This window comes from Leptospira kobayashii (assembly GCF_003114835.2).
Taxonomy (GTDB): Bacteria; Spirochaetota; Leptospiria; order Leptospirales; family Leptospiraceae; genus Leptospira_A; species Leptospira_A kobayashii.
Genome location: NZ_AP025028.1, coordinates 1,870,372 through 1,889,663 on the forward strand (window position 1 = coordinate 1,870,372; position 19,292 = coordinate 1,889,663).

The window sequence follows — 19,292 nt, forward strand, 5'->3', positions numbered from 1 at the left end:
TAATCACTCATTGTCAAGAAGAATTTATAAAAAAGAGGGAACGATGTCCCGGAAATACTTCAATGATAGTTTTGATCGAATCTCGGAAGAAAAGAGAAATCGAATTCTGTCAATTGCCGTGTCTGAATTTGCCAACAGGGGATTCACAAGCGCAAACACAAACACGATCGCCCAAAAAGCAGGGATCAGTGTCGGCTCATTATATAAATACTTTGAAACGAAGGAAGACTTTTTTCTAACCGCGGTCCATCATGGAGTTTCTCAACTCGAAAAGGCATTGGAATCGGTTCTATTGGAGAAGGTCGATTTTTTCGGTAAGATAGAAAAGATACTACGAATCATTCAAATTCATTCCAGAGAAAACCAGGATATCATCAGACTTTACAACGAGATGACTTCGGAGAGTAATTCCGAACTGATCAACCGGCTTTCCAGTGAACTGGAATCCATTTCTGCAAAATGTTATACCCAAATTATCGATTTAGCAAAAGAAGAAGGAATCATTCCAGTCGATACAAACAGTTCCATCCATGCTTTTTTATTGGATAATATATTTATGAGTCTTCAGTTCTCTTACGCAACGGAATATTATAAAGAGAGAATGAAAATCTATTTAGGTGAGGACGTGTTTGAAAGAGACGAAGATGTCATCATCGGGGTGATGCAATTTATCAGACGGGCGTTTGGCGGCGGAATCTGATATAATCGTTTGATGTTGCACGCTCCTGTGCGCTTAACCTCAGTGTTACGACGCACGAGTTTCGGGCTGTCCTGGCCATTCGCAGCGACCCATAGGGAGCGAGAATGTGAACTGGACGGTTAGCGAATGCGGTAGTCCAGATTCACAGACTTGCTTGCAAGTCTAACCAATGGTCACGTAAATCTTTAATCAACTAACTTTCGGAAGTTCACATCAATCCTGAGATGTGCTATAGCCACTGCGAGAAACATCTCACTTGCTTTTAAGAGAAGAGAGACTTTATTTATGTTTGTATGGGCGGCTCGCATTCCTTTCTATTTCCTTAACTTTATTAATTACGCGATCACGCTCTCCCTCGGCGGCTACGCTCGGTCGATCGTTGCCGCAAAAGTTGGATTTTATATATTACCTTTTATTTAAAACTCATCGAACCTAGGTAGGATGGCAAAAAGCCGAACTTTTTATAAGAATTTTAGGGAAAATAGAAAGAGGGATTGCTGGTTCAAGGCGGATGTGTTAGTTGGAACTCATTGGGTGGCGGGTGGATTACCCCTCCCAAATCAGGGCGGGGATACCAGAATCCCATCTTATAAGGAAACTTACCTCTAACTTAAAAAACACAGGACGTTCCGTGAAAATTACAAGTCACATCAAAGGTTAACCCTTCCGAGCCTCCATAAAAGGAGATTCTTTCAGAAAAAATACCAAAATGAAATTCAAGGCGGACAAACCCAGAAACAAATACAAAAAGGAAATCATTCCGAAATAATTCATCCCAAGTATAAAAACTATCCCTGAGATTTGTCCTACCAGAAGAAGTAATCCTTGTGAGGTGGACTCGGGCGCAGGAGAAGTGATCTCTGCACAGTATTGGAATCCGATCGGAGCTCCGATCCCCAAGAGAAAAAAACCTATGATTGCCGAGGAAATAAGCAGGGGGATAAAATCATTTGAAATAGTAAATAAACCAAGCCCGAATAAAAATCCTCCCATCGCAACAATCAGAAAAGTTTTTCTTTTTTGCAATCGGTCGGAAAGTGGAGGGATGATCACTCCGCCCAAGATACCTGCAATCAGCATAATACCTCCTACAAGTCCTGACTCTTCTATGTTTAAACCTTTGATTTCTGAAATTTGATCAATGCATGTGCTCACTGCGTTGAAGACTCCAAGCCCGATCAAAAATAAAAACAATATCTTTCTCATATCATTCTTATTCCATAAAAAACGGATTCCTTCCCAAAAAGGGAGTCGGCTGTCTTCCCCGTGTATGCTTGGTGAGGTGGGTGGCTTTTCTTTGCTGAAGATTAAAAATAAAACTGCTGAGATCAGTGAAATGATTCCGTAAAGCAGCATCACTTCGGGAATTTTTTCACCTTTCTCTCCTCCTTCCAAAAGGATAGGAGTCAAAATCATCACAAAGATGATTCCTAAAAATTGAGCGAGGGTTCCTAGGGCTACGGACGTGGCTCTTTCCTGAATCGGAAACCATAAAACACTGATCTTTGTAACTGCATTGAGTAAAAAAGGTTGGGCGATCGCAAGACCGATTTGGCTTATCAGAACAATTGTATAATCATTCGCATAAATTCCTTTGAGAATTCCAAAGACCCCCATTAGAACCGCACCGAATCCTACTCCTTTCCGAATACCGTAAGTATCAATGATATAGGAAGCGGGGATCGCAACGATCACAAACACAGCTAAGAATATGAGAGAAAGCAGGTCGATTTGGACAGGACTTACCGAATAGAACTCCTTTGCATCCCGGGCAATGGGAGCGAACGTCAGCCATTGCATGCATATGGCGGCAGTGATCAATATATACAAAGATAAAATCACCCAACGATAGGGATAGACTTGGATCGAATTTTGGCTCATTCCATTCTCCTTAGATCTGCTTTTCCCATTTGGAAAAAGAATTGCTTTTGTGGCAGATTTTCCAGTTTCATAGTGAGTGATCACTCACTTTTTTCTATCGCCCGGAAATTTGAGACAAGGAAGACCATGAGCCATAACATTTATATACTTTCCTATGACGTAGGTACCACAGGTGTAAAAACCTGCCTCTTTCTGCTTGGAGAACGTTTGGAGCTTACACATGCCTCTCTTTCCGAATATCCTATCCATTTATTGGAAAACGGAGGAGCGGAACAGGACCCGGATGACTGGTGGAAGGCTCTGCAAACAACTACCCGCGAAATTTTGAAAGAAACCGGAATTTCTCCCGAGAGTATCCAAGGGATTTCTTTTTGTTCCCAGATGCAAGGTTTGGTTTTGGTGGATTCGCATTTTAACCCGGTACGTCGTGCAATGAGTTATATGGATGCAAGGGCAACGGAAGAGATACGAAAAGGGCTGGGTCATGGTTTGAAAATCGAAGGAATCAATGCATTCAAACTTTTGTTATCTCTATGGATTACAGGAGCTGTCGCGGGAAGCGTAAAAGATCCTATTTGGAAATATAAGTGGGTGGAAAAAAACGAACCGAACCTTTTCTCTAAAGTTAGGTGGTGGTTGGACGTAAAGGAATTCCTAATCGCAAAATGTACAAACCAAGCTGTGATGACAAGAGATACTGCGTTCACTACCTTCTTATACGATTCCCGAAAAGGGAAAGGAAATTGGAGCCGTTTACTTACTAAACTTTTTAAAATCAATTTGAAACATCTTCCCCGGATCATCAATTCTTCCGATCAGGTGGATGGTCTGACAAAGGAAGCCGCAGAATTCTTAGGATTGAAAGAAGGGACCGCAGTATTCGGAGGAGGAGGAGACGCATCACTCATCGGTGTGGGAGCCGGGGCGGTTTTGGAAGGAGATACTCATATTTATGCAGGTACTTCCGGCTGGGTGTCCACAGTCACCAAACAAAGAAAAGTTGATGTTGATTCCAGAATTGCCTCCATAGTGGGAGCAAGATCCGGATTTTATAATTATTTCGGAGAGCAGGAGACTTCCGGGAAATGTTTACAATGGGTAAGAGACCACCTTGCATTGGATGAAATCGATTTGTATCTGGAGAAGAAAAAAATCACCGATGGTCCCGATGCCATCTACGAAAGTCTTTTCGAATATATGTTTGATTCCATCAAAGATACCGAACCGGGATCGGAAGGATTGATCTTTACTCCCTGGTTGCACGGAAATCGTTGTCCGTTTGAAGATTCGAACGCACGCGGTATGTTCTTCAATATCGGTTTAAATACAGGAAAAAGACTTCTCATTCGTTCCGTTGTAGAAGGAATTCTATTTCATAAAAAATGGATTTTGGAACTTTCGGAAAATAAGGTAAGTAGTTCGCAAACCATCCGTTTTGTGGGAGGAGTTGCGAGATCTTCTTTTATTTGCCAGACTCTTGCTGACATCACAGGAAGGAAAGTGGAAAGGGTGCATCAACCGGAAAACGTAGGTGCTATGGGGGCTGCCGCTCTGGTTGCTTTGGGCTTAGGAAAGATTAAAAATTTTGAAGGCTTAAAAGAAATGATTCCTGTAAAGGATGAATGGATTCCCAATCCGAATGTGAAAGATATCTATGAAAAGAATTTTAAAGTTTTTAAAAGATTGTACAAGTTGAACAGGAAAAACTTTTCGGAACTAAACAAATTTACCGATTAAAATTTCCATTCTCCTTCTTAACGTTTTTACTGTTGGTACATCCGCACTCATTCCGTCCATTGCCAAAAAGAAAATTTCCGCACTTTCTTTATCTCCTAGGATGGTTTGAACTGATTTGATAATGAACTTTTCGTATTTTTCCATAACTTTCGGAGAGAGTCGGGAACAAGCTTCGTAATAATCGGAAGTCATCGGACGACCGGCAACCTTGCTCCAAGGTTCAATCAATAAGATTTCCGAGATCCGAATTAGTTTTTCTTTCGGGCTTAAATTTGTTTTTAATACTTCTTCGGAAGACTCGTATCTTCCTTCCAATAGATAATTGAATATTTCCGTGAACAGATCTTCTTTATTTTTAAATTTAAGATAAAGTAAGGGACGGGAAAGATTCGCTTTTTTGGCAATATCATCCATAGAAGTTTTGGAATAACCGAATTGCAAAAAACAATCCAAAGCAGCTTCCAAGATTTCCTTTCTGCGTGTCTCCTCTTCCAAAACATCGGCTTTCTTTACCATAGCTTATTTTGACAAAAACTTGTCTTTTGTCAAATGATATACTGTTTCGGAGATTTCGTTATGGTTTTATCTATTTTGACAAATTATACAAAAAACGTAAAAATGTTATGTTTTTTCTTTCCGATCTTTCTTTTCCTCTGTCAAAATATAAAGTGACCGGATAGGTGAAATAATGGAAAAAGTTTGGTTTATTACGGAAAGTTCCGGAGGACTCGGGCGAAGCTTGGCGGAATCGGAAAATCCTCCTTTGCGATTGGCTTTGGGAAAAGACGCGGTGGAGATGATACGTAGAAATGATAAAACAAAATCGGAAGAGAAGGAAAAATAAATGAAACAGAAGATCAAAGTTTTACTTACCGGAGCAACCGGTATGGTAGGAGAAGGGGTACTACACGAATGTTTAAAATCGGAAGCAGTCGAATCCGTCTTACTTGTTAGTAGAAAACCATCTAACATAAAACATCCGAAAGTGAAAGAGATTATTGTCCCTCAGTTTTCCGATCTGAGCGGTTATACGGAAGAATTAAAAGGGTATGACGTTTGTTATTTTTGTTTGGGGGTATCATCTGCGGGAATGAAGGAAGAAAAGTATCGGGAACTCACTTATACTTTAACTTTGGATTTTGCAAAATTAATTTCAAAATTAAATCCCGATTCGGAATTCTTTTATATCTCAGGCAAAAGTACGGATTCTTCTGAAAAAGGATCCATCATGTGGGCGCGGGTAAAAGGGAAAACGGAAAATGATTTGAGAAAACTAGGTTTTGCCAAAGTTTATGCGGTTCGACCCGGTTATTTGCATCCTACCCCCGGATTGAAAAATACGATCGTGTATTATCATTATATTACCTGGGCTTATCCGATGTTACGAAAATTTTTTCCTAAGTCAGTATCCACTCTGGAAGAGTTGGGACGTGCGATGATCTCAGTCAGTCTCAACGGATATGAAAAAGATATCCTGGAAGTAGAAGATATTATCGAATTGGCAAAATAAGTTCCGGACAAGTACGGACTTGATTTCCTATACTTCGGAAGGGTCATTTGTTTTTAAATTGACTCTTCCTTTTCCCTGTTTAAATTTTCTATAGGGAGACTTATAATGAAATCCAAATGGATCTTTCTTTTACTACTTACACTTACCATTCAATGCGCTAGTTCCAATTCCAAGGATTCTTCGGAAGGTGACGGCAAATTGGTAGATACAATCATTCAAAAAGCGCAGTCGGAAGAAGGTCAAAAAGCGATTCAAACTGCAAAAGAAAAACTACAAGACAAAGAAACCCAAGAGAAGCTGAAAAGCCTTATCAGCAAAGACAAGAAAAAATAAAGTTTACTTTGGCCTTGTATACGGGACTCCCTTTTAGAAGTCCCGTATGGTTTTTAAGTGGCCAATTGGTAATAAGAATGGGAAGAGAAGTATTCTTTTTTGAAAGAATCGATTTCTTCCTTTTTTTGTAGTGTGATGTCTATGTCATCCCAGCCGTTCACCACTCTTTGCTTTGCGTTTTCGGCAAGTATAAAAGAGTATTCTTTTTCTCCCGCATAAACTTTCCCTTCTTCCAAATCTATGGAAATTCCGATTTTTCCTTGTTTGGTGGCAAATTCGGAAAGCTCAAAAATCTCTTTTTCATTCAACCGGATGAGTGCGATCCCATTTTTAGGAGCGTTGATGGAAAAGATATCCGCAAACGAAGTCGCGATGACAGCTTTCAAACCGAAACCTGCGATGGCCCAAGGGGCGTGCTCTCTACTGGATCCGCAACCGAAGTTTGCACCTGAGATCAGAATGCTTGCTTTGTCATAAGGACTTCGGTTCAATATGAATTCCGGATTGGGGACTTTTCCTTCCTCATCCAAATACCTCCAATCGAAAAACAAATGGTTTCCGAATCCTTCCTTGCCGATCAATTTCATAAATTGTTTGGGTAGGATTTGATCCGTATCTATATCGTCTTTCACGATGGATGCTGCGATTCCGGTATGTTTCTTCCAAGCTTTCATAATTCCCTCCAGGATCTTATATCAACAAATTTTCCCGATACCGCGGCACCTACCGCCATGGCGGGACTTACCAAATGAGTGCGTCCTCCTTTTCCTTGTCTTCCTTCGAAATTTCTATTGGAAGTGGAAGCACATCTTTCTCCCGGTTTCAAAATATCATCGTTCATAGCAAGGCACATGGAACAACCGGGCTCTCTCCATTCGAATCCAGCTTCTTTGAAGATCTTATCCAAACCTTCCTTTTCCGCTTGTCGTTTCACTCTACCGGAACCTGGAACAACTAATGCCTGTACTCTGGTATGGACTTTTCTACCTTTTGCAAGTTTTGCCGCCGCTCTTAAATCTTCGATTCTGGAATTTGTACAAGATCCGATAAACACCTTATCTATCTCTATATCCTGAATCGCCACTCCCGATTTTAATCCCATATATTCCAAGGCCGATTCCGTAGAAGCCTTTTCCGATAAACCAAAGTTAAATGGATCTGGAACTTTGCCTGTGATCGAAATCGTTTGGGAAGGTTTTGTTCCCCAAGTCACCTTCGGTTCCAATTCGGAAACATCCATTTCAATGACTTGGTCGTAAGTTGCATCCGGATCGGATCGCAAAGATTTCCAAAAACCGATGGCTTTGACTAGTTCATCTGCTCCAGGAGCAAATTCTCTACCTTGGATGTATTGAAATGTAATTTCGTCGGGTGCTACAAGTCCTGCCCGTGCGCCCGCTTCAATGCTCATATTGCAAAGAGTCATTCTTTCTTCCATGGAAAAAGAAGAGATCACATCTCCGGCGTATTCTACCACATAACCTTGTCCTCCGTTCGTTCCGATTTTTTCAATTAATCCCAAGGCCAAATCCTTTGCAGTGATTCCAGTGGGCAATTTTCCTATAAAACGAATCAACATGGACCCCGGTTTTTTTTGCACAATCGTTTGCGTTGCAAATACATGTTCCACTTCGCTAGTTCCGATTCCGAAAGCTAACGAACCGAAGGCGCCATGAGTTGATGTGTGTGAATCTCCGCATACGATCACTTGACCGGGTAAAGTGAACCCTAATTCCGGCCCGATCACATGAACCACTCCTTGGTCAGGATGATCCCAGCCTAAAAGTTTGAATCCGAATTCTTTCGAATTTTGTTCCATAGTTTCCATTTGTTTTTTAGAAACAGGTCCGCTCGCATTTCTATCAGAACGGTTTTTAGTGGAAACATTATGATCGATTACCCCCAAAGTAAGTTCGGGATGAAGCAAATTTCTACCTTTATCACGCAAACCTTGAAAGGCCTGTGCGGAAGTTACTTCATGAACCAAATGTCTATCCACAAACAGAATGGATTCTCCCGAGGAAAGATTTCCTGCGGTATGGTTTTCCCAAATTTTATCAAACATGGATTTCATTTTTTGCACCTCTGAAGAAAACTATAACTTCTTTTCTTGTATAATGCAAATAAATAGGATTGATATAATGTATAAGTAAAACTTATATATCTTGATATAGAGGGTTTATGGAATTCAGACAAGTTCGTTATTTTTTGGAGATCGTCGACCGGGGGAGTTTTCAAAGAGCTGCGGATTCCTTGGGACTGACACAACCGGCCCTGTCGTCGCAAGTCGCCCTTTTGGAAAGGGAGTTCGGGGAAAGCCTTTTGGAGAGGGGACCGAGGCAAGTCAAACTCACTTACAAAGGAGAGATCTTCAGAACTTATGCTGAGCGTATGCGGGAAGTTTGGCGGGAATGCGAAGAAGGGATGAAAAGTTTTGAGAAGGATATCAAGGGAAATTTTTCCATCTCAGCAGGAGGAACCGTGTCCGCATGGATTCTTCCTATGATTATCAAACAAATCCGAAAAGACCACCCCGATCTTTCACTTTCCGTAATAGAAGGGGATGCAGGGGAAACAAAGGAATTGGTGATCGGCGGCAAAGTGGACATAGGGATTTTAACCGGCAAAACAATGGAAACCAATTTGATCAGTCATGAATTTTTATCGGATACGATCATTCCCGTTGCCGCTAAAAATCATCCTATTTTTAATAAGAAAAAAAATGGTATCAGTGATTTGAAAAAAGAATCGTTTATCGTTTTTCACCCTGCATCCGCAGTGAGAAGAGCCGTAGAACAAAAGTTAAGATCTTTGAAGTTGGATTTTAAACCTCAGATCGCTATGGAACTTAGAAGTGTGGAATCCGTGATCAAGTCGGTGGAAGCGGGACTCGGGATCGGTTTTATTTCCAAGTATTCTTTGAATGAAAAGCTAAAACAGATTCAAATCCCGGAACTCTTTACAGAAAGAAAGTTCTATGTTTGTTATAGAAAAAATCCCAGGCCGAGCTTGGTTTTACTTGCAAAAGAAATTCTCAATTCCGTTTCGAATTTATGAACTTTTGAAAGTGAGTATCTTTTACTTTCCGTCTTTCCAGGATTCGAATTCAGGTAACCATTTAACCGGAACCCATTCGATGATTTGGTATTCCGCAACGCCTTCGATGCAAAACGGATCTTGGTCGCAAAATTTTTGAACTTCTTCCCTCGTTGTGGCCCTTGCCAGTAAAACTCCCCCCGAACGAGGGTTTTGCGGCCCGGTGGCAAGTAATAGTTTTTTCGAATAGCCTGTAGAAAGATATTCCCTGTGGACTGTTACGAATTTTTCTACAGTCTCCAATGGTACTAAATAACGTAAAAGAACTACAAATTGTTTCATAAATTTCTCTGTAATGTCAGCCTTTAAAACCTGAAAACGGATAGAAGTAAATTCTTTAGAACTCGGTTGTAAAACGAGCGGAACCGGTGCCGCCTTTTCCTTGTGTATGCATTGTAATCCCGTAGATAAGCGCTTTTTTTACAGATTCATAATTTTCGTTATCACAAAAAAAGAAAAGCGAGATTCTCAAATGTACATGATCCCCAATGCAAACAATATCTCCGTTCTCCTGATAAATCTCTTCTATTTTATCATACTCTATGGAACCGGAAGGAGAAATGATCTTGTCTTTCGATAGAATGATTTCCTTTTTCCTCATGCCTTTGAAATACACGTAAGTGATCGGAAATGTTGCAATCAAAAAGGTTCCGCCCAAAAATGCCAATTGCCAGAAATCCGGAGGAAAACTTTCCCAATAAAACACGTTCAACTCCAATATGGAACCGAATACCAGATTTAAAACGATAAAGGATACTATACTTATGGATGTGCCGAGCCATTTGAAAAATGCGGGATTATAAGTGGAAGTCAAATAATACGATCCGTCACGTTCTTCCCATACCAAACAGGATTCTTGTTTGAATTCCGGAACAGAAAACGCATCAAACTCCGGATTCGGCCTTTTATAAAAAGGTAGATCCAATTCATGAGTGTCTCTTTTATTCCCTTGTTCGTTTGTGAGCGGGACCCGCAATGTCTTTGCGAAGGTCTCTGCAAAATTACGAGCCAATATCGGATTGGTAGATTCCGCAAAAACGATATTAGGTGCCTCGGGAGAAGTAACTGTATAAACTGTGACTGTTCTGGAACCGTTTTTAGTCTTAACGGTATAAGTATATCTGCTTTGCAAAAAGGATTGGAGTTCCGAAAAACGAATTGCACTTGTTTGTTTTTTCCCTTCCCAAAATTCAATGGTCTGTGTTGCAGGATCGATTGTCGTTTTTTTAGAAGTGGAAACGAACCTATAGATAAGCAGGATAGGAATGATAGAGAATGCGATAAAAACCGGTAGGAAGATGAAAAGGAAAATAGGATCGAATTCTATATCGTCGAGTGCTACAAAACCGAATCCGAAGAAACTAAAAATAGTGGTAAATAGGATCACTATCAGAATAAATTTAGGAAATGTTCCCGAACCGGACCGATGGTCCGGAAAATGAAGTTTTTCTTTCATAAGTTTTGAGACGGCTCCATAAATAAGTAACCTTGTGAAAATTCAATTCCCATAGATTCGATTGTGTTTTGGATTTCTTGGGAGGAAACAAATTCAGCGACAACTCTGGCACCGATCCCATGGGCCAAATCTACGATCCCTTTTACCAACAAAGCGGCTGTTTGATTGTGAGGAAGCTCGCGTATAAATTGTCCGTCGATTTTTATATAATCCGGATCGATTTCAAGTAACCTGGATAAATTGGAATATTGCACACCGAAGTCGTCGATTGCAATCTGACAACCGATCGATTTCAGTTCCCGGATGGTATTGACGCTGTTTTTGTTTTCAGAAAAACTAATATCTTCCAAAATCTCGAATGTGATACGACTGGCGGCCATTTTATAATGAGCTAATCTTGCTGCGACCCATTTGCTGAAACTTTTATATTCAAGTTCCGCTTCCGTCAGGTTGATCGAAAATTCGAATGTTTTGTCTTTGAAATAATTCATAGACTCATCTATCATTTGTAAGCCGATCATTCGAATCGAACCTGTGGACTTTGCGAGATCCAAAAATACCGCAGGAACTAAAAAGTTGTTTTTGTCTCTGATTCTTGCCAAACATTCGAATTTGGTGATCGTTTGGGTTTTGTTATCCCTAATTCCTTGGAAAAAGGGGACTATATTCTTTTCATGGATCGCTCTTGTTATCTTTTGGCTGAGTTGAAAATTTTGCAAATGATGATCGGTTGATAAATCGTCATTATAAGGCACAAATTCGATGGAATTAGTGGATTCCGCTTTGAACAAAGCAAGCTTTGCTTTGTAATAGGCGTCCTCTCTTCCTACAGCGGAAGAGAAATAACAATGCAGATGGAAACTCACTTCATCCAGAATAATATCGTCGGATTTGATCAGTAGACGGAATGCTTCCACACTACCGATAAGATCCGTTTCCGAGTTTTCAGAAAGAATCGCCAACTCATCTTCATAGAGATGATACACTTTTGCCTCATCTTTCAAATGAGTCGATAACATCCTAAGGAATCTCGATACGATTTTACGGTAGATTTCAATTCCGAAGTTTTTGATGATATTGGGGTAGGAAACGATTTTGATCAGAACAATGGAGACATTTTGGAACGTTTTGTCCGGTTTTGACAAAACCCTAATGAGGCTTTCAAAATTGGGAAAATCTGTTTCCGGGTTGAAGAATAAGGATTTTTCCAATTCCTTATTTTTTTGTTCCAAGGATTTGTCTGTGTAAAAGGAATCTATTGCCTGTTTTATGGTAAGTTCCAGATCGTTCGCATCCCATGGTTTTGCGAGATATCTGTACAAACAACCGTGATTGAGGGCATTTCCCACAGCCTGAGCAGGGGCTTGGCCGGTTAACATGATCTTTTTTGTGTTGGGGTTTGTGGTTTGGAGTTCGATTAAAAATTCGTCCCCTTTTTGCCCCGGCATCACCTGGTCACATATAACGACTGGTATGTCCTCTCCCGCTTCATTGATTTCCGCTATGATTTCTTTCGCCGATTCCGCGCTTTCCGCCGTTTCTATCGTAAAATCATTGCCAAAGACTTTTTTCAGTTGTTCTTTTAAATTCCAGAGAATGAAGAATTCGTCGTCAATGCAGATGATATATCGTTTTTCTTCCAAAGATTAAATCCTTAAACGGGCTGTGAGTAAAATACCCTGAAGCAATTTTGCAAATTGGCAAGAAATATTTAAGATTGACATTTTTAATAGATGGGATTTAGTCTATCCCGTTCCTGTCAGACCGACCTGGAGCATCTTATCGTTTACGAGGACAGGAATGAGTTCTAAGAAAATCTACGTTGGCAATATGAAGTTTTCCCTTAAGGAAGAAAGTATCAGACAAATCTTCTCCGTTTATGGTGCAATCCAAGACCTAAAGATGGTGTATGATAGAGAAACGGGAAACTTCAGAGGTTTTGCATTTATTACTTACGCAAACAATGAAGCAGCTGAACAAGCAGTGGCACAAATGAACGGCCAGGAGGTGGACGGGCGGAATTTGAAAGTCACTTTTGCCGAGGACAAAAGAAAAGAGAAACAGTTTTAAAATTCTCTTTTCTTCTAATCCCTAATTCTTTACAGAGGGAGAGATGCAATCTCCCTCTCCTTCCTCTTTTAAAGTCAATTATATCGAAGACTATTCTCCCCCTGTTTGGTTAACTCCAAAAGCCCATATCCGTTTTGATTTGGATACTGAGAACACGATCGTTCGAACTGAATACGAAGTTTGTCTAAATTCCGACCAAAATGGCAAAAGTTTGCCTCCTTTATTTTTAAATGGAGAGGGATTGGAGTTCTTGTCCTTACGAGTGGACGGAGCGATTTGCGATCCTGGCGCTTATCAGATTTCAAAAGAAGGGTTAACTCTTAGCGACCCCCCTCGGAATCAATTTCAACTGGTAGTTGAAAATAAAATTTCCCCCAAACGAAATACCGGACTTGAGGGACTGTACCAATCCAATTCCATGCTTTGCACCCAGAACGAACCTGAAGGATTTCGTAAGATCACATACTCGGTTGACAGGCCTGACAATATGATCCGGTTTTCGGTAAGTCTTGTGGGGGACAAAGAATATTTCCCCATACTTCTTTCCAATGGGAATCATATAGAAACCAAAGAAATTCACGGCGGAAAACAGGAAGTGATTTGGGAAGATCCTTTCCCTAAACCTACGTATTTATTTGCCATCGTGGCAGGGGACTTGGCGGAAATAAGAAGCACCTATACTACGTTATCCGGTAGAGAAATTGTATTAAAGATTTTTGTAGACAAGGGGAATCAGGATAAAACCGAATTCGCGATGTATTCTTTGAAAGAGGCGATGCGTTGGGACGAGGAGACTTTCGGTTTGGAATACGATTTGGATCTTTATATGATCGTTGCTGTAGACGATTTCAATATGGGGGCGATGGAAAACAAAGGATTGAATCTATTCAATTCCAAGCTTGTACTCGCAGATAAAAAATCGGCAACGGATGAAACATTCGAATCCATACTCGGTGTCGTAGCTCATGAGTATTTTCATAATTACACCGGAAATAGAGTCACTCTTCGAAACTGGTTCAATCTCACTCTAAAGGAAGGCCTTACCGTATTTCGGGACCAATGGTTTACAGAAGACAAAACGGATCCTGCCGTAAAACGAATCAAAGATGTTACACTTCTTATGGATCATCAGTTTCCGGAAGATGCAGGACCGATGTCTCATCCGATCGTACCGAAATCCTATGTGGAGATGAATAATTTTTATACAGTTACCGTTTATGAAAAAGGTGCTGAAGTGATTCGGATGTTATCCGTGATCTTGGGAAGGGAAGGTTTTAAAAAAGGACTGAAAAACTATCTGAATCGTTATGACGGGCAGGGAGTCACTTACGAAGAATTCATTCATTCCATGGAAGAAGCAAATCAATTGGAACTTCCTATGTTTCGTAATTGGTATGATCGGAAAGGAACACCGAATATAGAAGTTTCCGAAGATTGGAATGAAAATACGGGGACTTATTCTCTGGAATTTACGGATACGGACAAAACGAATCTTCCCCTTTTGTTCCCGATTCCGATCGCCTTATTCGATGCAGACGGAACCGTTTTAAAAGAAGAGTTGTTTATCGCAAAAGGATTCAAATCCGAAATCAACTGGGATGGTTTCCTGCAAAAGCCGATCGCATCCGTGTTTCGGAATTTTTCCGCTCCCGTAAAGGTAAAGTTCGACAGAAGTAGGGAGGATATCGTTTTTCTCGCCAAACAGGAAAAAGACGGATTCTCTCGGTTTTTTGCACTTCAGGAAGTGATCAAACAATGTTTTGAGTCTAGCCTCGAAGGAAAAGAAATAACAAAAATGCCGGAAGTTTTACAAGTCATTGAGAACACCCTATCCGATCGAAAGAATCTGGCTAAAGATTATCTCAGTTACCTATTGAGTTTTCCTTCCATCGGAAATTTAGCCGAGTCCTTGCAGGTGTTTGATTATGAAATCATAGAGAAAAACAGAAACCTATGGCTTGCAACCATTGCAGATAGGTTCGTAACCAATTTTCAGGAAATTTATGAAGAAAATCGAATCAGTTTGCCTACACAAACCAGAACCGAAATTGGGAAAAGGAGATTGCAAAACACTTCTTTGTACTATCTGTTTCATTCTAAAAACAGTTTGAACCGTTTGGGAGGTTTGGCACTGCAAAAACAAAGAGATGCCAAACATATGAGTGAAGAACTTTCCATAGTGCGCTTGTTAAGTGAAATGAACCATGAGTTGAAGGCGGAAAGTTTCGCTATGTTTTACGAAAAATGGAAATCGGAACCTTTGGTATTGGATTATTGGTTCGCGGCACAGGTTGGGTTCGGAACAGAGGCATTGGAAACGGTAAGACGATTGAAAGATCATGAAAAATTCAATTGGTCGAATCCCAATCGGGTTCGTTCTCTCATCGGATCTTTTGCACGCAACCCGCTCTCTTTTCACAAAGCGGACGGAAGCGGATATCGATTCTTAGGCGAGTCGATCGAAAAATTGAATTCCATCAATCCTCAGATTGCAGCAAACCTTACAAAGCTATTTCAGAATGCTTGGTTACAGACAGGACAAAGACCTACAATTGCTGCTGAAGTTTTGGAAAATTTGTTAAAGATCCCCCAGCTTTCCAGGGAAGTGACTGAGATTGTCACAACCATAAGAAAAGGATGGGGGCTATGAAATGTAGAAGTGTGATTTTAGTTATACATACTTTTGATGAGTGAGTTGTATTTATCGTGAATTACATTCCTTTTCATTTTGAAAAGGTTTGTAAGTTCATCTCCCACTTCCATCGGCTTTGGTAAAAATCGGAAGTCCGTGAGTTTTTCAAAGGACTTGAATCCGTTTTCGGAAGAGATTTGTTTTTTTACAATGTTCTGATAGAAGTTGCGGACTTCTTTGTTCGCATTCAGATCCTCTCCTTCTTTGAAATTCACTCCCGCTTCCTTTAATCTTTCCTTATCCGGCCAAATCAATGCAGTCAGTGATTTTTGATCCTGTCCCACCACAATTGCCTGATTGATGTGCGGATTTTCCAGAAGTAGATTTTCAATCGGTACGGGTTCCACGTTTTCCCCGCCGAGTAGAACGATCGTATCTTTGACTCTTCCCCGAACGGAAAGTGTATCATTGAAGGAAATGAAACCTAGGTCGCCTGTATTCAACCATCCGTCTTTGATCGTTTTGTTCGTGGCTTCTTCGTTCTTATAATAACCCTTCATGACTTGAGGACCTTTTATATGAATGATCCCCATCTTTCCTCTGGGAACAACTTCTCCCTGTTCGTTGAGGATTTTTACGGTGGTTCCTTCCGGCCAAAAACCTACGGAACCTTGGATCACTTTCCCTACGGAACGGACGGAGATGATAGGTGCACATTCCGTCATTCCGTAACCTTCATACACTGGAATTCCGATCACGTTGAAAAACTCGTCTACGTGAGAAGGAAGTGCTCCTCCTCCGGAAATCGTTCCATGAAGATTTCCTCCCAAGGCTTCTCTAATTTTAGAGAATACGACTCCGTCTAAAATTTTTGCCAAAAGGAACAGGTTGATCGAATTGGTAAGTGCAACCGCAGTGTTTTTCGCTCTTTCGAAAGGAGTTTCTTCCTGGATATGCAATTTGTTTCCGGAAAGATAATCCACTCCGTCCTTCCAACGTTTGCAAACGTCATAAGCAAAATCAAAAAGTTTCTTTCTGTTTTCGGGAGCTTTCTCTAACTTTTGTTTGATGCCAAGGTATAGATTTTCCCAAAGTCTCGGAGCAGATGCCATAAAAGTCGGTTTTATTTTCGTAAAATCATCTCTTAGGTCGCGCACATTCGTATAAGCAATGCTTGCTCCTTCCGCAATGATGGAATAGTCGATGGCTCTTTCGAAGATATGCCAAACCGGAAGGATGGATAGAGTTTTGTCGCCCGCCGATAAACCGACCTTAACCGGAACTTTCACCACATTATAAACCATATTCTGGTGGGTGAGCATAACTCCTTTCGGCATTCCCGTAGTTCCCGAGGTATAGATGATGGTAAATAAATCGTCAGGTTTGACTTGTTTTGCTCTGAGTTCCAGAGAAGGAAGGTTGCTTCTGTAATCTTCTCCTTTTTTTATCAGATCTTCCAAACTGAAAACATTCGGGTCTTTGGAAACAAATCCAGGCTCAAGTATGATTGTTTTTTCCACTTTCGTTTGCGGAAGAATTGCTTTTAAGGATTGGTAGAGTTTGTCATGTTCCACGAAACAAAAACGGCTTTCCGAATGTTCTAAAATATATTGAATTTCCTGTGGAGTGGAATCGGAACCTCTGGGAACGTCCACTGAACCGTTCAAAAGTACTGCCATATCGGCGATTGCCCATTCCGTACGGTTGTCGGCCATAAGGCCGACTTTGTCACCGGGTTGCAAACCAAGTTGTAGAAGCGCGAGTCCTACGTTTTCCGCTTTTCGAAATGCATCATTAAACGTTGTTCCCTGAAAAACTTTCTGGCTGTCTTTGGCAAAAAAAATCTCTTTCGATCCGTAGTTTTTTTTAGCATAATAAAATACGTCATTCAGGGTTGTAAAATTTTTCATTTCTTAAGGAGCTCCGTTCTTCCAGAGAAGTGTTTTCATTTCTGTTCTCTATTCAAGTAATATTTTATTTTTATCTTCTGTCCTTCGGGACTCAGAAAGTATTCCGAGAATGCGGATTCTTTTTCCGCCAGGGGGATCATTTCTGGATCGAAGGAGAAACATTGTTCCAAAAATACTTTTCCTTCCGATTTCTTTTGCAACCGGTAATGACTAAGTGCCAGTTTGAAAAGTATGACTGCATAATATTCTTTTTCCGTTCCTATCTCTCTCGACTTTCTCAGATCGGAAATGGCTAAACCGTCTTTGCCGGCGGAAAGATTGCAAGATGCACGGTAATAATAAAAATAAAACCGCGCACTGTCCGGTAACCTTTTCTCGCCTAATCTTTCTAAGCTGGTCAAACAGGAAAGAGGATCCTTGTCTTGAAATTGGGAATAGGCCAGGTTCAAAACCAATTCCGGATTTTCTTCTCCTTTTTCCCGGAAGTAGATTTTTGCGGCTTCTTTATATGTTTTTTTCGCCTCTTTATAGTTTGCGGAAATATAGAGTTGGTAATATCCTTTGTAGACTAAAATTTCCAGCGAAGATGTTTCGCAAATGGAGATATTTAAAAATTCATCGAGGGAATGTGCAAAGGAGGAATAATCTTTTCGTTGGTAATCGATTGAGGCGATATCTTTGAGAAGTGAGCAGGATCTTGAAGAAGGTTTTGCAAATTCTTTTTTCAATTCTTCCAAAGCCCTTTTGTAAAGTGCGGATGCCAAGTCAAGATTTCCGGATTGTAAGGCAAGTTTAGCATCGGACTCTTCCTTTTCTCCTATGCCTTCGCAATATTTCGGTTTTCCGAAATCAAAATGGCATGTTCTTTCCTTGTATCCGTTTTCATTTTCATCATATTCGATTTTACTTAAATAACATTTGTCATAATGCCACCATTCATCGATCCCACCGATTCCATTTCGATCCTTTGTAATTTCTTTGGGACAAGCTTTGGATTCGAAACGGGTGAAACTGTCTTTTTTTCCGTTTCTGGATTCGTCTTCTTCGGAAAAAAAAAGATTTCCCGTTTTGTCGAAGTAATCCCATCGAAACGGCTTTAGGTTTTTTTTATCAATCTGGAAATCAATTCGAATATAAGGCTGGTCTTCCGCAAGTTTGGAAAAACAGGAAAATATGTTTTTGCCGGATAATATTTGTAATGTGATATCTCCGTAAGCATCGTTCAGAGAGTAACGTATGTCGGATCTTAATTTCGGAACTGCAAAATTTCCGTGGTATTTTTCCAAAAACCTTTGGCAGAAGCTGAAAATTTCATGGTTGGTTACTTCTTTGGTCAGATACTGAGGACGGTCATCTCCCAAACTCAATTCGAAACGTTTCGGAGATTTGTCACTGAGAGAATAATATTCTTTTGCTTCTTTTACGGAGACCCAGATTTCTTCCAGGGAAAGTGCGGTTAAGGGAAGGGTAAAAACTCCAAGTATGAGAAACAGAAATATGTTTCTATAATGGGGAAATAGAAACCATTTCAATGTTATTTATTTTTTATTATAAAGATCGAACAAAATCGGGTTTTCGTAAGGATTTCCGATTTTGCGGATGGAAAACAACTGAAGCAGAGGCAAAGTATCATCCAAATAGAATGCCGCATGATTATTGTTATAACGAATCACTCCGATTTCCTGAGTTAGATTTCCGCCTTTGGCGATCGTATGTTCAATGATGTCTTCTTCATACAATTCCTTGTCGTATTTGTCCTTAAGCCCTGTAAACGCATGCAAAATGAAGTTTTCCTCGTTTTGCACAGGTTGGCCAAACCGGAGTAATTTACCTTCCAAAGTGATTGCATAACCTTTTGAGGAAAATTCTTTGGACTGTTTGTCCCAGACTCTGAATTTGATGTCGTAAGCCATATCTGATTACAAATATTTTTACACCCGAATAGAAGACCAAGGAAATTTCAAAAA

18 protein-coding genes are annotated in these 19,292 nt (G+C 40.4%); 8 read left to right on the plus strand and 10 right to left on the minus strand.

Annotation, left to right across the window (positions count from 1 at the left end; translation table 11 throughout):
* Nucleotides 1-43 precede the first annotated feature (43 nt).
* Nucleotides 44-700, plus strand: a complete 657-nt coding sequence (locus tag DI077_RS08170) for a TetR/AcrR family transcriptional regulator (protein ID WP_109019669.1) — start codon at nt 44-46, stop codon at nt 698-700.
* Nucleotides 701-1,357: 657 nt separating this feature from the next.
* On the opposite strand, the gene DI077_RS08175 is transcribed toward DI077_RS08170, so the two are convergent.
* The gene (locus DI077_RS08175) at nt 1,358-2,581 is read right to left on the minus strand and encodes an MFS transporter (protein WP_109019965.1); all 1,224 of its coding nucleotides are present in this window, start codon (nt 2,579-2,581) and stop codon (nt 1,358-1,360) included.
* 126 nt (nt 2,582-2,707) lie between these two features.
* Between DI077_RS08175 and DI077_RS08180 the strand changes: the two genes are divergently transcribed.
* Nucleotides 2,708-4,318 (plus strand): xylulokinase, encoded by a 1,611-nt coding sequence (locus DI077_RS08180; RefSeq protein ID WP_109019670.1) that lies wholly within the window; start codon nt 2,708-2,710, stop codon nt 4,316-4,318.
* On the opposite strand, the gene DI077_RS08185 is transcribed toward DI077_RS08180, so the two are convergent.
* Nucleotides 4,298-4,834 carry a TetR/AcrR family transcriptional regulator gene (locus DI077_RS08185; RefSeq protein WP_109019671.1) on the minus strand — a complete coding sequence of 179 codons (537 nt, stop codon included), beginning with the start codon at nt 4,832-4,834 and terminating at the stop codon, nt 4,298-4,300. The two genes, DI077_RS08180 and DI077_RS08185, sit on opposite strands and share 21 nt — an antisense overlap.
* Before the next feature lie 172 nt (nt 4,835-5,006).
* Between DI077_RS08185 and DI077_RS08190 the strand changes: the two genes are divergently transcribed.
* The 3 genes from DI077_RS08190 to DI077_RS08200 all read left to right on the plus strand — a co-directional run bounded on the left by DI077_RS08190 (nt 5,007) and on the right by DI077_RS08200 (nt 6,161).
* The gene (locus DI077_RS08190; protein ID WP_167837121.1) at nt 5,007-5,162 is read left to right on the plus strand and encodes a hypothetical protein; all 156 of its coding nucleotides are present in this window, start codon (nt 5,007-5,009) and stop codon (nt 5,160-5,162) included.
* Complete coding sequence (locus tag DI077_RS08195; protein WP_109019672.1) at nt 5,163-5,828, plus strand: NAD-dependent epimerase/dehydratase family protein; 666 nt, start codon at nt 5,163-5,165, stop codon at nt 5,826-5,828.
* 105 nt (nt 5,829-5,933) lie between these two features.
* Nucleotides 5,934-6,161, plus strand: coding sequence for a hypothetical protein (locus DI077_RS08200; protein WP_109019673.1), 228 nt, complete (start codon nt 5,934-5,936; stop codon nt 6,159-6,161).
* A gap of 53 nt (nt 6,162-6,214) precedes the next feature.
* On the opposite strand, the gene leuD is transcribed toward DI077_RS08200, so the two are convergent.
* Complete coding sequence (gene leuD / locus DI077_RS08205; RefSeq protein WP_109019674.1) at nt 6,215-6,835, minus strand: 3-isopropylmalate dehydratase small subunit; 621 nt, start codon at nt 6,833-6,835, stop codon at nt 6,215-6,217.
* A complete protein-coding gene (gene leuC, locus DI077_RS08210) occupies nt 6,832-8,235 on the minus strand; it encodes a 3-isopropylmalate dehydratase large subunit (RefSeq protein ID WP_109019675.1) in 1,404 nt (467 codons plus the stop codon). Before leuC ends, leuD begins: the two co-directional genes overlap by 4 nt.
* 107 nt (nt 8,236-8,342) lie before the next feature.
* On the opposite strand from leuC, the gene DI077_RS08215 reads away from it, so the two are divergent.
* The gene (locus DI077_RS08215) at nt 8,343-9,218 is read left to right on the plus strand and encodes a LysR family transcriptional regulator (protein ID WP_109019676.1); all 876 of its coding nucleotides are present in this window, start codon (nt 8,343-8,345) and stop codon (nt 9,216-9,218) included.
* A gap of 21 nt (nt 9,219-9,239) precedes the next feature.
* On the opposite strand, the gene DI077_RS08220 is transcribed toward DI077_RS08215, so the two are convergent.
* Genes DI077_RS08220 through DI077_RS08230 form a run of 3 tightly spaced genes read right to left on the minus strand, consistent with a single transcriptional unit; the run spans nt 9,240 to nt 12,356 of the window.
* A complete protein-coding gene (locus tag DI077_RS08220) occupies nt 9,240-9,539 on the minus strand; it encodes a YciI family protein (protein ID WP_109019677.1) in 300 nt (99 codons plus the stop codon).
* Nucleotides 9,540-9,594: 55 nt separating this feature from the next.
* Nucleotides 9,595-10,713 carry a hypothetical protein gene (locus DI077_RS08225; RefSeq protein ID WP_109019678.1) on the minus strand — a complete coding sequence of 373 codons (1,119 nt, stop codon included), beginning with the start codon at nt 10,711-10,713 and terminating at the stop codon, nt 9,595-9,597.
* Complete coding sequence (locus DI077_RS08230; protein WP_109019679.1) at nt 10,710-12,356, minus strand: EAL domain-containing response regulator; 1,647 nt, start codon at nt 12,354-12,356, stop codon at nt 10,710-10,712. Before DI077_RS08230 ends, DI077_RS08225 begins: the two co-directional genes overlap by 4 nt.
* Before the next feature lie 157 nt (nt 12,357-12,513).
* On the opposite strand from DI077_RS08230, the gene DI077_RS08235 reads away from it, so the two are divergent.
* Together DI077_RS08235 and pepN are read left to right on the plus strand one after the other, a co-directional pair.
* Entirely contained in the window at nt 12,514-12,783 is a 270-nt protein-coding gene (locus DI077_RS08235) for an RNA recognition motif domain-containing protein (RefSeq protein WP_109019680.1), read from the plus strand.
* Nucleotides 12,784-12,826: 43 nt separating this feature from the next.
* Complete coding sequence (pepN, locus tag DI077_RS08240; RefSeq protein ID WP_109019681.1) at nt 12,827-15,433, plus strand: aminopeptidase N; 2,607 nt, start codon at nt 12,827-12,829, stop codon at nt 15,431-15,433.
* A 17-nt stretch (nt 15,434-15,450) separates the two neighbouring features.
* Here the strand turns inward: pepN and DI077_RS08245 are convergent, their stop codons facing one another.
* From DI077_RS08245 to DI077_RS08255, 3 genes are read right to left on the minus strand one after another with little or no spacing between them, the layout of a single operon-like run.
* On the minus strand, nt 15,451-17,325 hold the full coding sequence (locus DI077_RS08245) for an AMP-dependent synthetase/ligase (protein WP_109019682.1): 1,875 nt from the start codon (nt 17,323-17,325) through the stop codon (nt 15,451-15,453).
* A 35-nt stretch (nt 17,326-17,360) separates the two neighbouring features.
* Nucleotides 17,361-18,857, minus strand: a complete 1,497-nt coding sequence (locus tag DI077_RS08250) for a tetratricopeptide repeat protein (protein WP_109019683.1) — start codon at nt 18,855-18,857, stop codon at nt 17,361-17,363.
* Between the two features lie 6 nt (nt 18,858-18,863).
* The gene (locus DI077_RS08255) at nt 18,864-19,238 is read right to left on the minus strand and encodes a YopX family protein (protein WP_109019684.1); all 375 of its coding nucleotides are present in this window, start codon (nt 19,236-19,238) and stop codon (nt 18,864-18,866) included.
* Nucleotides 19,239-19,292: the final 54 nt, after the last annotated feature.

Excerpts from the sequence above, each read along its gene's own strand:
- DI077_RS08200 (WP_109019673.1), top strand. The coding sequence starts at position 5,934 with ATGAAATCCAAATGGATCTTTCTTTTACTACTTACACTTACCATTCAA.
- DI077_RS08255 (WP_109019684.1), bottom strand. The coding sequence starts at position 19,238 with ATGGCTTACGACATCAAATTCAGAGTCTGGGACAAACAGTCCAAAGAA.
- DI077_RS08235 (WP_109019680.1), top strand. The coding sequence starts at position 12,514 with ATGAGTTCTAAGAAAATCTACGTTGGCAATATGAAGTTTTCCCTTAAG.
- DI077_RS08185 (WP_109019671.1), bottom strand. The coding sequence starts at position 4,834 with ATGGTAAAGAAAGCCGATGTTTTGGAAGAGGAGACACGCAGAAAGGAA.
- leuD (WP_109019674.1), bottom strand. The coding sequence starts at position 6,835 with ATGAAAGCTTGGAAGAAACATACCGGAATCGCAGCATCCATCGTGAAA.
- DI077_RS08180 (WP_109019670.1), top strand. The coding sequence starts at position 2,708 with ATGAGCCATAACATTTATATACTTTCCTATGACGTAGGTACCACAGGT.
- DI077_RS08225 (WP_109019678.1), bottom strand. The coding sequence starts at position 10,713 with ATGAAAGAAAAACTTCATTTTCCGGACCATCGGTCCGGTTCGGGAACA.
- leuC (WP_109019675.1), bottom strand. The coding sequence starts at position 8,235 with ATGAAATCCATGTTTGATAAAATTTGGGAAAACCATACCGCAGGAAAT.
- DI077_RS08175 (WP_109019965.1), bottom strand. The coding sequence starts at position 2,581 with ATGAGCCAAAATTCGATCCAAGTCTATCCCTATCGTTGGGTGATTTTA.
- pepN (WP_109019681.1), top strand. The coding sequence starts at position 12,827 with ATGCAATCTCCCTCTCCTTCCTCTTTTAAAGTCAATTATATCGAAGAC.
- DI077_RS08195 (WP_109019672.1), top strand. The coding sequence starts at position 5,163 with ATGAAACAGAAGATCAAAGTTTTACTTACCGGAGCAACCGGTATGGTA.
- DI077_RS08245 (WP_109019682.1), bottom strand. The coding sequence starts at position 17,325 with ATGAAAAATTTTACAACCCTGAATGACGTATTTTATTATGCTAAAAAA.
- DI077_RS08220 (WP_109019677.1), bottom strand. The coding sequence starts at position 9,539 with ATGAAACAATTTGTAGTTCTTTTACGTTATTTAGTACCATTGGAGACT.
- DI077_RS08170 (WP_109019669.1), top strand. The coding sequence starts at position 44 with ATGTCCCGGAAATACTTCAATGATAGTTTTGATCGAATCTCGGAAGAA.
- DI077_RS08190 (WP_167837121.1), top strand. The coding sequence starts at position 5,007 with ATGGAAAAAGTTTGGTTTATTACGGAAAGTTCCGGAGGACTCGGGCGA.
- DI077_RS08215 (WP_109019676.1), top strand. The coding sequence starts at position 8,343 with ATGGAATTCAGACAAGTTCGTTATTTTTTGGAGATCGTCGACCGGGGG.